We start from the raw sequence: 14,972 nt of genomic DNA on the forward strand, positions 1-14,972 counted from the left end.
TGTTCTCACGCCAGTCCCGAAGCGCGATTCACGCTCGGGTCCAGCCTTGCCAACCTACTGACAACGCCGCGACTCCCGGCGCTATTCGTAACATTCCCAATAGGGCGCCCGCGCGCCTGCCGGGAAAGCCTGTCAAGAGCCCGCTCAGCGCTCATGAAATACCCCCGATGCCGCCGCCCGCACCGGCGCAAGGCCCCTTTTTGTGGCGATGCGATAAGTCCTCTGCCATGCGTCATCCGACCCCAGACCCGCGGCAAAGGCGATCCGCAGCGTGTCAGCGAAATTGGTCAAATCCAGTTTGCTCATCAGATTGGCGCGGTAAACCTCCACCGTCCTGACGCTGATCCCCAGATCAAAGGCAATGGTCTTGTTGGGATAGCCGCAGGCAAGGCCGTCAAGCACCTGCCGCTCACGCTCGGTCAATCCCGCAATGCGCGTCTTGGCCAGCAGTTGCTGCTCTGCGCGCGTTTCGCGGTCGTGCAGATAGCCAAAACCGGTTCGGATCGCCTGAAGCAGCTTTTCGCGATCGCATGGCTTTTCGAGAAAATCGACCGCCCCGGCCTTCATCGCCCGCACCGAAAGCGGGACATCGCCGTGCCCCGTCAGCATGATCACCGGGAAATCCAGCCCTTCGCGGGCCATGCGCGCCTGCACCTCCAGCCCGTCGATCCCCACCATGCGTATATCGAGCAGGACGCAGCCCCGTGCCTCCCGCGAGACGCCTTTCAGAAAGGTTTCGCCATCGGGCCAGCGTTCGACGGCATATCCGGCGTTGCGCAAGAGAAAATCAAGCGACCGCCGCATGGAATCTTCATCATCTACAACATGAACGATCTGCCTCTCAGTCATCGCTGAACTCCCCTGGACCCCGTATCACCATCGGAACCGTGAAATGAAAGGCGGTTCCCCCGCCCGGCACAGCTTCGTGCCAAAGGTTGCCGCCATGGGCTTCGACAATCGCGCGACAGATCGACAGGCCAAGCCCCATGCCGGTCGATTTGGTTGTGGCGAAAGGATCGAACAGGGCATCGGCAATGTCGGGGGAAATGCCCGGGCCGTTGTCGATCACCGACAAACACATCATGTCCCATTGCTCGGTGGCTTTGACGGTAATCGCGCCGCCCGGCCCCACCGCTTCGACCGCATTGCGCAAGAGATTGACCAGAACCTGCTGGATCTGCACCCGGTCGATCAGCACCGGATTGATATCTGCGGACATATCCACATTGTATCGCACATCGGGACAGGCCCCACCCGGCATCACAAGAGCGCAGGCCTGCCGGGCCAGCACATCGGGCTGCTCGCGGCTCAGCGACAATTCGCCTCGGGCGATGAATTCGCGCAGACGCTGTACGATGGCGCCCGCGCGCAACGCTTCCTGCCCCGCCGCCGCCAGCGCATCGCACATCGCGCCTGCCGCCTCGCTTTCGCCCAGTTTCGCCATCTGGGCGCAAGCCTGGACATAATTGGTGATGGCCGCCAAAGGCTGGTTGAGATCATGGGCCAGCGCCGTGGCCATCGTGCCCACCGCCCAGATCCTCGACAGGCGGGACAGCTCATTCTGCAATTCCCGCAGTTGCGCATCAGCCCGCTCGCGCCGCGTCAGATCGCGCATAAAACCGGTGAACACCCGTCGGTCGGCCAGCCTGGCCTCGCCCACGGCCAGTTCGAGAGGCAGCGTGGAGCCATCCTTGCGCCGCCCGATGACCCGGCGCGGCTGTCCCACGATATGGCCGTTGCCGGGCACGCCAAAACAGGCCGGATCGTCGCCATTGCGGGTCGCTTCGGCATCGACCATCAGCATCGTGACGTCGCGCCCCAGCACTTCGGGCACGCTGTAGCCGAACAGTTTCTCGGCCGCCGCGCTGAAGGACTGGATGGAGCATTTCTCGTCGATCACCACCATCGCATCGGGGATGGTTTCGAGAATGAGGCGCATCTGGGTCTCATTGGCCGCGATCATGCGCCGCCATTCATCCTCGTCGGTGATGTCATGCACAACCCGGCCAAAGCCGATCAGCACGCCATGCTCGTCGCGAATCCGGCTCAGCGTGGCATCGGCCAGAAAGTGGCTGCCATCCTTGCGCAATTGCAGCGAACGATCCCGAAAGGAACCGTCGCGCGCCGCCTTTGCCAACTGATGGCGGGGTCGCCCGGCGGCATTGTCGAGCGCATCGAACAATCGCTCGTAATGACGGCCAAGCATTTCCTCCTCGTCCCAGCCGAAGAGGCGGCGCGCGCCATCATTCCACATCGACACCCGCCCTTCAGGGTCGAGCATGTAGATCGCGTAGTCCTGAACATTGTCGATCAACAGATCGAGCTGCCGCTTGACGGCGCGCGCGCGTTCATCATTCTCGACGATACCGGTCAGCTTCTGGGTAAAAAGCATGACCCCGCCAATGCCGCCTTCGGGCAGACGCCAGGGCACGATTTCCCATTGAACCCAATCGCATGAGCCATCGCCTCGCCGAAAGCGCTCCAGATCGCAATGCTGCGTTTCCCCGGCCAGCGCACGGCGGTGAATATCGCGCCATCGGTCATCGGCATCGGGAAAAAACGCATAGTAAGAGCGACCTATTACCGAAGGGCCATCAAGCGCGTAATCAGTCAGCCAGCGCTGGCTGCACGCGATATAGCACATGTCGCGGTCGAACATCGCAACGGCGGCAGGGACATGTTCAAGAAACAACGCCCATGTCGGTCTTGCAATCTCAAGATTTCCCAAAACCATCCGCTGCCCCCCCCGCTTTTTATTCGAGGCCCGTTTGTCCGGGCTTTTCGAGCAATCTCCACTCGCTATTTCAAAGACGCCGCCCCGACCTGGTGATTGGGCGCCTCCTCAAGCGCCAACCAACCAAATGCGGATATAACCGGTGAAACGCGGAGAGGCGCGTGGCTATCCGTATTATTGCTAGGTAATGACATAATAGCATTAACCATCGAGGTCCAGAGTCATCATTTTGGCTATCCTGTCAGGATCGCAATGAAGCGACGTCTTTCTGACAAATTTTCGGATCGAGACGCAGTTGAATCAATACAATCTCTTATTTTTTATCGCCTTTCTTTCCCCTCGTCATGGCGCAGGATCCTAACGCCATACGCGCAGAAGCCCTTTCCGCCTCTGCACGCCGAGCCATCAGCCCACCCTCAGGAAAAAGACGGATTCCAGCCTCGCGCCCACGCCCGATGCCCCATTCCCGCGCCCCTCGTATGTTTGCGGATCGCTAGGCAGGAAGTGGGCGGGCACATTGCAGGCGGCAGGCAATTCGCATCGCCCCCACCCCCGCCGCCATGCGGATTGCCTGCTACCAAGCGCAATTTGCGCTGTCCGAATTTGACACGGACAGAAGACTGTACATGGCGTTTCCCCCGATGCCGGTTCAGGCGGGACCATGCTTTGCGCATGGTCCCAAAGGAATAATTCGCCGATTTTCAAAAGGCATGAGCAGGCGCTGCGATGCAGGAAGCGGCCCGGTTCCCGAACTTGCGAAAGACGTCATGAAGAATGCTCCTATCGAGATCGAGATCAAACTGAATGCCTCACCCACCATGCTGGCGGCGTTGGAAAGCCATCCTCGCCTTGCGGGAAGCGGCAGGAGCGGCCGTTTCATCACGACCTATTTCGACACGCCGGACCGCTTGCTGGAACAGGCGGGCATCAGTCTGCGCATCCGATCCCGTGCGGGCAAACGAGAACAGACGGTCAAAGTCATGTCGCTGCCCTGCGGCACCGTGCATCGCGAGGAATGGACCACCTCGCTGACCGGCAAGATGCCCCAGATCGAGACATTTCCCACGCCGATCCGCGAAAGATTATGCCGCATTCTGGGCCACAATGATGTCCGCCCCACCTCGATCAGCCGGATTACGCGCCTTACGCGCCATATTCAGGCCGGCGACTCGAGCGTCGAGGTCGACTTTGACAGCGGCACTCTTGCCGCAGGGGATCAGACCGAACAGGTTTGCGAACTGGAACTCGAACTGGTCGAAGGGCGCCTCTGCGATCTGTTGAGGCTTGCGCTAGACCTCCCGCTCGGCCCCAAGCTCCAGTGGTCGGTTGTCAGCAAGTCCAAGCGATGCGCATGGCGGTCCTGTGCGAACGATCATATGGAAAGAGCAGCACAGGAACCGATCCTGTCGGAAGCGATGACTGTGGCCGATGGCTTTCACTCGATCGGCTGGAACTGCCTTTATCAATTGCTGGCCAATTATCCGCTGGTGGTGGCCACCGGCCACCATGAAGCCGTCCACCAATGCCGCATCGCCATTCGGCGGATGCGGGTTGCCTTTGACCTCTTTGGACAGTGCCTGCCGGAAAGTGAAAGGCACCGGCTGAAAGCTGGCATCAAAGCGGTCGGCGGCGTTCTGGGCAAGGCGCGCGATCTCCATGTCCTGCATCTGCGCCTGATGGAGCACGCCGGCGATGGCGGGGCACAGGCCGTGCTGGCCACTATCGACAAGGCTCAGGGCGAAGCGACGCAGGAAGCCGGACGTGTACTGGCCTCCACCTCGTTTCAACGTCTGCTTTTCGAACTGGCGCTGGGCATAGAGACGGGCAATCCGGGCAACAGGGACGGCGATCTGCCTCTGGGCCCTTTTGCCGCGCAATGTCTGTCGCGCAAACGGCACCAATTGGTGTTCGATGGCCCGCGAATCGACGCATTGGGTAAACGCGGGCTCCATCGCCTGCGCATTCGGGCAAAGGATATGCGCTATTCCGCCTGCTTTTTCCGATCCTTATGGCCCAAATCAGCGGGAAAGAGCAGCAAAAAACCCTTTATTTTCTGTCTCGAACGTTTGCAGGACAAGCTGGGCAAGCTCCACGATCATGCGATTACATCGGACCGATTCCCCCCTTTTGCCGATAATCCCGACCCTATCGCGACGGCACAGATCGCAGCGGAGCTAAAAAGATTGCTCTCTTTGCAAAACGGAAATTGCGAAAAGCTAATGCGGCAGACGGACGACGCGCTGGCCGATGTCCGCAGAGCCTCGCGATGGTGGCGGGCGTAATGGAATAGAGGGCCGAGAAAAAGCTGAGGCTTTCGAGATACATATATGCAGAAAATATGATGTAACTATCTGCCCGAGGCGAAAATCAAACCCTGCAACGGGACATTCAGAGCGGATGTCCGGTTAATCTGCCTGCACTTAAATCCTTAACATTACTTAACAATTAGATTTGCAATCGAATGTTTATATGGGAATAGGTGGATGTACAGAGTGTATAGGGTGGATCGGGCGGCGCCTCACCAAACAGAACAATCGGCGCTCCGAGTGGGATGAGGAGAAGGGTGATGCGGCACCCAGAGGTTGCGATAGACGAAAACGAACGGTTGCTGGCGCTGGCCGAATATCAGGTCGACCCGGCCGAAGGTCTGCAAAGTCTGCAGCCCATCGTCGATATGGCCGCCCGTCTGTTCAACTGCGCCGGGGCCGGGGTGAACATGGTGGGGCGCAACAATGTCACCCATGCCGCCAGTTTCGGCATTTGCCCATCGCGCCTTGCCCGTGAAACCAGTTTCTGCGGCCATGCAATCAATCAGGACGGCATCATGTTGGTGCCTGATGCGGCCAAGGACGAACGCTTTCACGACAATCCGCTGGTGATGGCGGGCATGCTGCGCTTTTACGCCGGGATCGCGCTGCGTTCTCCTTCAGGGCATGCGCTGGGCGCGCTATGCCTGCTTGACCCGGCCCCCCGCGCGAACGGCGCCTTCGATGCACAGGACCGCGAAAGGCTGCTGCAACTGGCCGAAATGGTGTCCGACCGGCTGGAATTGCGCCGGATCGCGATCAGCGCAAGCGAAGGCTCGGGCCTGCTTCTGCCCGCGAACCGCGCCACGACGCCCAGCGCGATCCTGAGTTGCGACGAGCGGGGCTTTCTGACCGCCTGCAACCCGGAAGCGGCGCTGATGTTCGGTTGGTCACAAGAAGACATGATCGGCGCGCCCTTCGACCACCTGTTGACCGAGGAACATCGCAGCATCACCCGCGCCGGAATGCGACGCGCCCTGCAAGGCAGTATGCCCGAGGCCGATACGACGATGCTGGTCGCGCGGCGCAAGGACGGCAGCCAGTTTCCCGTCGAATTGCACTGGTCACACTGGCAGGAAGGCGACCAGACCGCCTTTGGCATCATCGTGCGCGACCTGTCTCATGCCTCAACCGATCGCGCCACGCTGAACCGGCTGGTCCATTACGACAATACCACCGGCCTGCCTGACCGCAGCCTGCTGTTCCGCTATATTGACGAGGCGCTGGGGCAGGGAGAAGACCTGTCCATGATCATCACCGATCTGTCGGGGATGAGCGATGTCAACAACACACTGGGCCATGCACTGGGCGATCAGGTGCTGCGCCAGGTGGGCGAGCGCATCCGGGCCAGCGCGCCTGAGGCTGCACTGGTCGCACGCAAGACCGGCAACAAATTCGCCGCCGTGCTGAACACGCGCGACCCGATAGCCTTGGGGCATATCGCAAGGGCGATCAACGCAGCTCTGGCCGAACCCTTTGCCATTGCGGGGCAGGAAATCCTGATCGGCAGCTATTGCGGGATGGCAGTTGCGCCAGAGCGCCTCTCCAATTCCCAAAACACACCGGATCGCGAGTTTTCCTGCAACGATGCGCCGGATCGCGAATTCACCTCCGACGAACTGGTTGGCGATGCGGAACTGGCGCTGCATCAGGCCTATGGGCTGGGGCGCGGCCATGTCTCTTTGTTCATGCCCCAGATGCGGGCACAGGCGGTTACGCGGCGGCAATTCCAGATGGAGCTGCGCCATGCCTTTCTGAACGGGCAGTTCGCGCTGTTCTACCAGCCCCAGATCGATATGGCCGACGAGCGTGTGACCAGCGCCGAGGCCCTGATCCGCTGGCACCATCCGGTGCGCGGCCTGCTGCCGCCCGGCGCCTTTCTCGATGCCCTGGAGGCCGGGTCGCTGGCGGGGGAAGTCGGCAATTGGGTGCTCGACACCGCCTGCGCGCAGGCGGCAAAATGGCGCCATCAACAGCCCGATTTCGGCATCAGCGTCAATCTGTCGGCGGCCCAGTTCAAGCAAGGCAATCTGCCCGCTGTGGTGGCCGGGGCGCTGCTGCGCCACGATCTGCCCGCCGATGCGCTTGAACTGGAAATCACCGAGAACATCATCCTTAACGATCAAAGCGACATTCTGGAACAATTGCGGGCGATCCGCGCAACCGGCGTCCGCCTGTCCTTCGACGATTTCGGCACCGGCTTTGCCTCTCTCAACCTGCTCAGCTCCTATCCGATCAGCGCGATCAAGATCGACAAGGGCTTCACCCGACTGGGGCAGGCCTCGCCGCGCGATCAGGTGGTCGTCGAGGGGTTGATCGCCATCGCCGCCGGGCTGGGGCTGGAGGTGATTGCCGAAGGCATCGAGGATGAGACCACGCTGCGCTTTCTGCAACAGCGCCATTGTCACAAGGGACAGGGCTATTATTTCGGCCGCCCCTGTTCGGTCGATGAATTCGCCCGTCTGCATCTGTCCTCTCCGCCGCGTCAGGCCAACGGTTAAGGCTCCCCAGCGGGGCGGGCGGCTTTATCGCCGCCCATAAGCCGGCGCATTCCCGTGCCCGTCCGTCGCTGAAATACGGGGGCGGCATTGCCGATTATCCAAAATGGATGTATTTTTATCCGTATTGGAGAGGATAGCCGCGCCCTGCCAACCGCATGGCCCGCCGCACCGGGGGAGACAAAGCCATCGCGATAGGAGGATGGGACAACTCGGTCAGATTTCGCTATGGCATCGCCGTGATCGGCGTGCTGATTGCGGCGATCCTGCGCTTGATGATGGACCCGTTCATCGGCGAGCGGGCCGCCTATCTTCCCTTTACGCTTGTGGTCCTGATCACGGTCCTGTGGTGCGGTCCGGGACCTGCGCTTCTGACCAGCGTGCTCTCGCTCTGCTTCGGCTTTCTGTTTGCCCAGAGCGAAAGCGTGGGGATGAGCGAACTTGTTCAATCCACGCTTTTTCTGGCAACAGCGGGCGGCATCATCACGGTTGGCGAAATCGCCAATACGCTACGGCGCAAACTCATCCAAACCAATCTGGAATCACAAAGGCGCGCCGAACAATTCGCGCAGGCGGCCGAAGAACTCAACCTGCTGATCGACGGCACCCCGGGACTTGCAATCTATATGCTGGACCCGAGCGGCCGGGTCGTGATCTGGAACAAGGGCGCCCAGCGCCTGAGCGGGTGGAGCGAAGAAGAGGTTCTGGGCAAACATACTTCCATTTTCTATCCCGCCTCCCTGCTTGCTGCGGGCGGGCCGGAGACGGATCTGGCGCAGGCCCGCTGCGAAGGCCGTATCGAAGGCGAAGGCTGGCGGTTGCACAAGGATGGCAGCACCTTTCTGGCCGCTTTCTCGATCACCGCGCTTTATGACGAAAAGGGCAGCCTGCGCGGATTTGCCGAGATCGTTTCCGACATTACGCGGCGGCGCGCCGATGAAAATGCCCTGCTGGCCCGCGAAAGCCTATTGACCTCGATCCTCTCGACCGTGCCCGACGCCATGGTGGTGATTGATGCCCACGGGGTGATCCTATCTTTCAGCGATGCGGCCCAGGCGATGTTCGGTTATGAGGCGCAGGAAGTTGTCGGGCGCAATATCAGCATCCTGATGCCCGCCCCCGATTGCCATCGCCACGATCTATATCTGCGCCGCTATCTTGAAACCGGCGAAAAGCGGATCATCGGCAAGGGGCGCGTGGTTTTCGCCCAGCGCAAGAATGGCACCACCTTTCCCGTCACCCTGTCGATCGGCGAGGCGCGCGATGGCGAACAACATATCTTTACCGGCTTTCTACAGGACCTGACCGAGCGGCTTCAGGCCGAGGAACGCCTCGAATCGCTGCAATCCGAACTGATCCATGTTTCCAGAATCAGCGCCATGGGGGCGATGGCCTCCACGCTGGCCCACGAACTCAACCAGCCCATCGCCGCCGTCGTCAATTATGTTCAGGCCGCCCATAACCTGATCGCAGGACCACAGGACTGGGATCTGGTGGCCATGCGCGAGGCGCTTGACGATGCGGCCAGAAACGCCCTGCGCGCAGGCCAGATCGTGCGCCGCCTGCGCGCCTTTGTGACGATGGGCACCGTCGAGCGCACGGTCGAAACGCTGCCCTCCGTCATCAACGAGGCATGCGCGCTCGCGCTGATGGGCGCACGCGAACAGGGCGTTCACACCTATTTCGATCTGGGCCCGGACGCCTTGACGGTTCTGGCTGATCGCATTCAAATTCAACAGGTTATCATAAACCTCATCCGCAATGCCTGCGAGGCGATGGCCGACAGTGCCGAACGCCGCCTGCGGATCGAGGCCCATCCCTATGGCACCGACTTTGCCAGAGTGACGATCAGCGATTCGGGCTGCGGCATCGCGCCTGCCATCCATGACCAATTGTTCAAGGCGTTTTCCAGCACCAAGCCGGATGGCATGGGTCTGGGCCTGTCAATCTGCCGCACGATCATCGAGGCCCACGAAGGCAAAATCTGGCTGGAGACCCGCGAAGGACGGGGCACAAGCTTTCACTTCACGCTGCCCCGCGCCAAATAAAAGCGCCGCTCACCTCGAATAGGCACGCGCCTATCGGGGACATTCCCAATATCCCCCGGCATCGGCCTTGGGCAGTTTGGTCAGACCGTCTGGAACAGCACGATGTTTGCCGACGCTCCCGCCGAATAGGCCAACTGGATAGGAATGCCTGCGATGAAACAGCCTTTATCCATCACCATGACCGGGCCGGAACGCGATCTTCGACCGGAGGGTGTTTCGCTCTATTCCTTCGCGCTGGCCTTCGGGCTGATGCTGTTTTCCGGCCCGCTCTGGGCGCAGCCGCGTCCTGGCGAGAGCTTTCGCACCGTCCTCCCCGTGCCGCCCCAGATACAGAACCCGGTCGAACCGGCCCGGCCCGCGACGCAAAGAGACAATGACACCTGCTGTCGCCAACCGACGGCGCCCCCGATCCTATCGGAAACCCACCCGGGCATGCCCTCGCGGACAAGCTATACATCCACGGGCATATCCACCTCGACATCCACTTCGATGTCCACCTCAACATACACCTCGACCTACAGCCCGCCTCCCGGCTTTCATTATCAGGCCTGGGCTGTGGGCAGCGTCCTGCCCCGTGTCTATTGGGGCCGCGGCTATTGGATCGATAATTACTGGCTGTTTGCGCTCAAGGCGCCGCCATGGGAATGCGTCTGGGTGCGCTATGGCAATGATGCCATGTTGGTAAACAGGCGCAACGGGGCCATTCTCCAGATCCTGCGCCACAAATTCCGTTAAAGCGGCGACCGGCCCTCAGACCGCTATGAGGGCCGCGGCCATCACAGCTTCTCGCCCAGATGATGGCGAAACCAGATGCTGGCCAGCGTCACCACCTGATTGAGCGTGCTGAGTTCCTCAAAGGACTGGCCCGCTTTTGGGATGATCTGAATATCGCGCCTGCAACGCATATGTTTGAAGGCGATCAGATTGAGATCCGTCACAACCTCATCGCGCCCGCCCACGATCAGCAGGCTGGGCGCCGTCACGCGGGCCAGAACTTCCTCTCCGGCAAGATCGGGCCGCCCCCCGCGCGAAACAATGGCCGCAATGCGCGGGTTGTCCGCCCCGGCCACAAAAGCGGCGGCAGCGCCCGTGCTCGCGCCAAAATAGCAGGGCAACAGATGGCACGTGTCGGGCTGGATCGCGGCCCATGCCGTGGCAAGGCGTAGGCGCGAGGCGAGCAGATCGATGTTGAACACGAGCCTGCGGTCCTCCTCCTCCTCTTCGGTCGTCAGCAGATCGAGCAGCAGCGTGGCCAACCCATCGGCGCGCAGACGGGCAGCGACGTGGTTGTTGTACAGGCTGAAACGCGCGCTGCCGCTGCCATGGGCAAAAATTACGAGCCCGCGCGCCAGACTCGGCACATGCAGCGTGGCCTCCAGAACGAGCCCGGAGCCGACACTGACAAAGCGCGGGATGGCGGCAAGCATGGCCGGGGTCACAAGCCAGATGGCCATATATCCGGTATATGCCCGGCGGTTTTGCCGAAGCAGTTGCCTCGATTGCCCATGTGCAGCCTCCTGGCCCCCGCCGGTTACCGATGCGATGACGAGCATGGCCCCTGTCGGCCCGCCGCCCGGCGACCTAGCGCGTGTTGGCCAGCTCCACCGCAGCCTCGATTTCATTGAGCAGGAACGGACCGACCAGCGCCTCTTCCTTTTCCAGCCGCGCTCTGGCCCGGCCATAATCGCCGGTCACCATCAGCACGGGAACGGCATGGCGGTCCGTGATGCGGCGCGCGGCCTCGACCGCACAGCCGGTTTCGATGTCATCGCCAATAACGATCAGATCGGGCCAATGTCGCTCGGCTGCGGCCAGCGCCTGTTGCTGGGTCCAGGCAAGGTCAAAGGAAACAAAGCCCAATGCCTCAAGCCTGCTCTGAATAGCGCGGCTGATGACCATGTTGTCATCGATGATTAGTGCGTGGTGCATGACGAGTCCTTTTTCTGGTCGCAGCACATGTGCCAGCAGTGAAGCGCCAACCGCTCTCCGCAATGTTGCGGAGCCGCCAAGAGTTTAATGGAGTTCCGTGCACGGCGGTTACTTGAGCGGCCCTGCAAACCGCGATTCCATTCCTTGCGATCAAGAAAAGATAGGGGGCTGCGATTCTCATTTGACGGCGGCACCTCACTCAATCGGCCCGGCGATGGGGCAATACTGCCGCTGATCGCCAAGTTTCCAAGTCCGGTCGTCTATTTAGCGCTGATCAGGCCGATCGGCCCGATCATCAGCACCCCGATTCGCACTACGTACTATCCCTTAGGATGAAAAACTTATTACTTCCTACCGAGAAACGCCTATTTTTCCTGACATCGGTCGAAAACAATCCATTCGATCACGATCAGAACAAAATCTCAAATTTCAAGAATTCCCAACAGGGGATGAAGCGGTCAGCACGCCATCCGCACTAATGGCATGCAAAAATATGGAGAATACCTCATGCGTATTTACTATGTACTTGCTGTGGGCGCAAGCCTGGCCTTCGTCGCCCCCGCCATGGCACAGTCGGGTGTGGGTGCCGGCAGCATCTCGGTGACCTCGGTTGGCGCGGGCAGCTCGACCTCCTGCGGCGGATCGCATTGCGGTGCGATGGCGGGCGGCGCGGTGCTGGCGGGCGGCGAAGCGGGATCGTCGGCCTCGCTGTCCAACCATCATGGCACCACCACGACCACGACCTCGGCGGGCAGCATGGGCGGCGCGGTGCAGGGCGGCGGCTCCTCGACCAGCGGCCATGGCGGCACGGCCAGCCAGACCAGCGGCGCGGTCGGTCTCTATGGCGCTGGGGCCATCGCTTACAGCACCAGCCACCACTAAGTCTGAACAATGCAGCGGGGGAGGATGACCTCCTCCCCCGTGTGCCTCGTTCGCTCGAGCAGGGGGGCAAGCAGCCTGCCCGATCAACGTCCGCTTGCTTTCATGGGGGATCCGGCGGCGCCAGGCGCTCGGAGCCACAGTCAGGAGGATCACTATGCATAGGCTCTGGACAGCAATCAGCACCGTCGCACTGATCAGCGGTGCTCTCAATCCATCCATGGCGCTGGCGCAAACCAGCACCTCCACTTCGGGTTCAAATGCGGGCGCAGTTTCGGGTTCGGATGCCGCCGCCAATGCCAATCCGGTTCAAAACACCACCACCACGTCGGGTTCGGTGTCGGGATCGACCTCTGGGGCCAATTCCAATTCCAATTCGGTGTCCAATCCGATCAACATCACCAATACGACCGCTGATTCGACATCCGGCTCCACTTCCACCGCAAACACCAGTTCGAGTTCCTCGAACCAGTCGTCGAACCAATCGACGCAGGGCAACAGCCAGACCATCAACAACAATTCGGTCTATCCGGCCAATCAGACGATCAAGACCGCACCGGCCGTCATGGCTCCCGCGCTGACCACCACGCTGACGGAAACCTGCATGGGTTCCAGCTCACTGGGCGTTTCGGTGCTGGGCTTCGGCGCATCGGGCGGCACGACATGGCAGGACCATCATTGCGTCCGCCGCCTCAACGCGCGCGAATTGGCCCAGACCATCGGTGACCGCGATGCCGCGCGCGAACTGATGTGCTCGGACGAGGAAGTCTTCAAGGTTTACAATGCCCTTGGACGCCCGTGCCGCCTGCGCCCGGATGGCTCGACCAACCCGGCGTATGTGCCGCCCCCGCCGCCCAGCATGGCCTATTCGCCCGTAGCCGCGGTTGAAAATCCGGGCCCCTATCTGGTCTTCTTCGATTGGAACCGCGCCGACATCACCAGCGAGGCAGCCGCCACGCTCGATAAGGCCAGCAGCTCTTATCAGCAGACCGGCTATGCCAGCCTGCAACTGGCGGGCCATACCGACACCAGCGGGACGGAAGCCTATAATAAGGAACTGTCGCTGCGCCGGGCGGAATCGGTCAAGGCCTATCTGGCCGGTCATGGCGTCCCCCGCGAGGTCATGAGCGTTCAGGGCTACGGCGCCAGTTCGCCGCGTGTGGCCACCGGGCCGGGCGTGCGCGAAGCGCAAAACCGCCGGGTGGAAATCACTTTTGTCGGCGCTCCGGCCCCGCGTCCTGAAAAGCCAGCCTCGGCGCCGACTGAAAATCGCTGAGCGGATTTAAGGTAAAGGTTCGTTGCTTCAAGGGGGAGGCGCCCATCTTCGGAATGGGCACCTCCCCCTGAACCTTTATGGGGCGGGATGCTTGGCTCATTGAACGCATCTAAACTTCAGTCCCAAGAATTGGTTTTACGCCTCCATCACGGCGCGACCTTGAGGTCAGGCTCCTTGGCCAGAGCTTCCAGAGCGCATGCCTCATCCTTGTCATGGCCGTCGCCCACCGCCAACACCCCTACGAATTGCCCATCTCGATACAGCGGCAGCGCACCGGGATGGAAGAAATAGCGCGTGTCCTTGCCCGGACCGTCGCGAAAGGCCGCATCCTTTTCCAGCCGCTCGCCCAGAGCGCGGGTGGACTGGCGGAATTGCATGACGGTGGCCGATTTGAGCGGGGCCGTGCGCAAACCGACCGGATTCAGCCCATCGGCCGACAGCACCACGCGAAGATTGCCGTCCGCATCGGTGATCGACACCGCCGCGGTTTCCTGTTTCGCCGCGCAGGCCGTCAGCGTGTTCTGGGCGATCCTGATCGCCTGCGCCAGCGTGATCAGCGCGGCCGAAACGGGCTTTGCCGGAGGCGGCGCGGTCTGGGGCGCCGTTTGGGCTTGCGCCGATGGCATCATCGCCAAGGCGGCAACAGCCCCCAGCGCCATCGAAATCTTGTGATGCATAAATTTTTCCCCTCAACCCGTCTGACGGCTTGTTGCGCCGCAGATTTCATAGGGAAAGGCTAGCAGGTCATGCCCGACTGCCAAGTGGCGGGCCCGGGCACTTTCCGTATTTTCAATATATCCGTCACTCAAATCAATATTAGCTCATTCCTGATCGCCCTTACCAATGGAGCGTCCGCAAGGACCGTTTTGACCGACCGCCCAAAACAGGGCGGCGGCAATTGGAGGGGGGATTTATGGAACTGCGCTTCTGCGCGGCCTTGGCCGCATCCGTCAGCATTCTTGCCATCTGCGCGCCCGCTGCTGCTCAAACCAAACCGGAAAAGCCGGCCAATGCAGCCACCGACCCTGCCATCATCGTCACCGGATCGCGCGTGGTGGCCAATGGCAATAATCAGCCCACACCCGTCACCGTGGTCAGCGCGGTCGACCTGCTGGCCGCCCATCCGACCAATCTGTCCGAAGCGCTGAGCGAATTGCCGATCTTTGCCGGGTCGCGCTCGCAATATTCAAACACCGGCACCAGCGGCGCGGCAGGGGCACCCGCCACCAGCACCAATGCGCTCAACGTGCTGAATTTGCGCAACATGGGTCTGGCGCGCTCGCTGATCCTTTGAGACGGGCA

Annotated in this window: 12 protein-coding genes; 7 read left to right on the forward strand and 5 right to left on the reverse strand. The window is 61.2% G+C overall.

Annotated features, from left to right (window positions below; translation table 11 throughout):
- Positions 1–144: 144 nt before the first annotated feature.
- Entirely contained in the window at positions 145–849 is a 705-nt protein-coding gene (locus FHW96_RS21980; RefSeq protein WP_172342712.1) for a response regulator transcription factor, read from the reverse strand.
- Complete coding sequence (locus tag FHW96_RS21985) at positions 842–2,692, reverse strand: PAS domain-containing sensor histidine kinase (protein WP_172342713.1); 1,851 nt, start codon at positions 2,690–2,692, stop codon at positions 842–844. Before FHW96_RS21985 ends, FHW96_RS21980 begins: the two co-directional genes overlap by 8 nt.
- 809 nt (positions 2,693–3,501) lie before the next feature.
- On the opposite strand from FHW96_RS21985, the gene FHW96_RS21990 reads away from it, so the two are divergent.
- The 4 genes from FHW96_RS21990 to FHW96_RS22005 all read left to right on the forward strand — a co-directional run bounded on the left by FHW96_RS21990 (position 3,502) and on the right by FHW96_RS22005 (position 10,321).
- Positions 3,502–5,016, forward strand: a complete 1,515-nt coding sequence (locus FHW96_RS21990; protein WP_172342714.1) for a CHAD domain-containing protein — start codon at positions 3,502–3,504, stop codon at positions 5,014–5,016.
- A gap of 284 nt (positions 5,017–5,300) precedes the next feature.
- On the forward strand, positions 5,301–7,541 hold the full coding sequence (locus FHW96_RS21995; protein ID WP_172342715.1) for a bifunctional diguanylate cyclase/phosphodiesterase: 2,241 nt from the start codon (positions 5,301–5,303) through the stop codon (positions 7,539–7,541).
- A 155-nt stretch (positions 7,542–7,696) separates the two neighbouring features.
- Entirely contained in the window at positions 7,697–9,586 is a 1,890-nt protein-coding gene (locus tag FHW96_RS22000) for a PAS domain S-box protein (RefSeq protein ID WP_253951144.1), read from the forward strand.
- Between the two features lie 153 nt (positions 9,587–9,739).
- Positions 9,740–10,321: an RcnB family protein gene (locus FHW96_RS22005; protein ID WP_172342716.1), complete on the forward strand. Its 582-nt coding sequence runs from the start codon at positions 9,740–9,742 to the stop codon at positions 10,319–10,321.
- A 41-nt stretch (positions 10,322–10,362) separates the two neighbouring features.
- Here the strand turns inward: FHW96_RS22005 and FHW96_RS22010 are convergent, their stop codons facing one another.
- Both FHW96_RS22010 and FHW96_RS22015 read right to left on the reverse strand, forming a co-directional pair.
- Positions 10,363–11,040, reverse strand: a complete 678-nt coding sequence (locus tag FHW96_RS22010) for a dienelactone hydrolase family protein (protein ID WP_253951145.1) — start codon at positions 11,038–11,040, stop codon at positions 10,363–10,365.
- A 127-nt stretch (positions 11,041–11,167) separates the two neighbouring features.
- Positions 11,168–11,515: a response regulator gene (locus tag FHW96_RS22015; protein ID WP_172342717.1), complete on the reverse strand. Its 348-nt coding sequence runs from the start codon at positions 11,513–11,515 to the stop codon at positions 11,168–11,170.
- Between the two features lie 507 nt (positions 11,516–12,022).
- Between FHW96_RS22015 and FHW96_RS22020 the strand changes: the two genes are divergently transcribed.
- Together FHW96_RS22020 and FHW96_RS22025 are read left to right on the forward strand one after the other, a co-directional pair.
- Positions 12,023–12,397 (forward strand): hypothetical protein, encoded by a 375-nt coding sequence (locus FHW96_RS22020; RefSeq protein WP_172342718.1) that lies wholly within the window; start codon positions 12,023–12,025, stop codon positions 12,395–12,397.
- Positions 12,398–12,551: 154 nt separating this feature from the next.
- Positions 12,552–13,670 (forward strand): OmpA family protein, encoded by a 1,119-nt coding sequence (locus tag FHW96_RS22025; RefSeq protein ID WP_172342719.1) that lies wholly within the window; start codon positions 12,552–12,554, stop codon positions 13,668–13,670.
- Between the two features lie 146 nt (positions 13,671–13,816).
- Here FHW96_RS22025 and FHW96_RS22030 read toward each other — a convergent pair whose 3' ends face one another.
- On the reverse strand, positions 13,817–14,347 hold the full coding sequence (locus FHW96_RS22030) for a heme-binding protein (protein ID WP_172342720.1): 531 nt from the start codon (positions 14,345–14,347) through the stop codon (positions 13,817–13,819).
- A gap of 236 nt (positions 14,348–14,583) precedes the next feature.
- On the opposite strand from FHW96_RS22030, the gene FHW96_RS22035 reads away from it, so the two are divergent.
- Positions 14,584–14,964, forward strand: coding sequence for a hypothetical protein (locus FHW96_RS22035; RefSeq protein ID WP_172342721.1), 381 nt, complete (start codon positions 14,584–14,586; stop codon positions 14,962–14,964).
- Positions 14,965–14,972 lie beyond the last annotated feature (8 nt).

Source organism: Novosphingobium sp. SG751A (assembly GCF_013149295.1).
Lineage (GTDB): Bacteria > Pseudomonadota > Alphaproteobacteria > Sphingomonadales > Sphingomonadaceae > Novosphingobium.

Bases quoted from the DNA above. Each gene is read 5' to 3' on its own strand.
- FHW96_RS21990 (WP_172342714.1), top strand. From the start codon at position 3,502: ATGAAGAATGCTCCTATCGAGATCGAGATCAAACTGAATGCCTCACCC.
- FHW96_RS22035 (WP_172342721.1), top strand. From the start codon at position 14,584: ATGGAACTGCGCTTCTGCGCGGCCTTGGCCGCATCCGTCAGCATTCTT.
- FHW96_RS22030 (WP_172342720.1), bottom strand. From the start codon at position 14,347: ATGCATCACAAGATTTCGATGGCGCTGGGGGCTGTTGCCGCCTTGGCG.
- FHW96_RS22020 (WP_172342718.1), top strand. From the start codon at position 12,023: ATGCGTATTTACTATGTACTTGCTGTGGGCGCAAGCCTGGCCTTCGTC.
- FHW96_RS22010 (WP_253951145.1), bottom strand. From the start codon at position 11,040: ATGGCCATCTGGCTTGTGACCCCGGCCATGCTTGCCGCCATCCCGCGC.
- FHW96_RS22015 (WP_172342717.1), bottom strand. From the start codon at position 11,515: ATGCACCACGCACTAATCATCGATGACAACATGGTCATCAGCCGCGCT.
- FHW96_RS22025 (WP_172342719.1), top strand. From the start codon at position 12,552: ATGCATAGGCTCTGGACAGCAATCAGCACCGTCGCACTGATCAGCGGT.
- FHW96_RS21980 (WP_172342712.1), bottom strand. From the start codon at position 849: ATGACTGAGAGGCAGATCGTTCATGTTGTAGATGATGAAGATTCCATG.
- FHW96_RS22000 (WP_253951144.1), top strand. From the start codon at position 7,697: ATGGCCCGCCGCACCGGGGGAGACAAAGCCATCGCGATAGGAGGATGG.
- FHW96_RS21995 (WP_172342715.1), top strand. From the start codon at position 5,301: ATGCGGCACCCAGAGGTTGCGATAGACGAAAACGAACGGTTGCTGGCG.
- FHW96_RS22005 (WP_172342716.1), top strand. From the start codon at position 9,740: ATGAAACAGCCTTTATCCATCACCATGACCGGGCCGGAACGCGATCTT.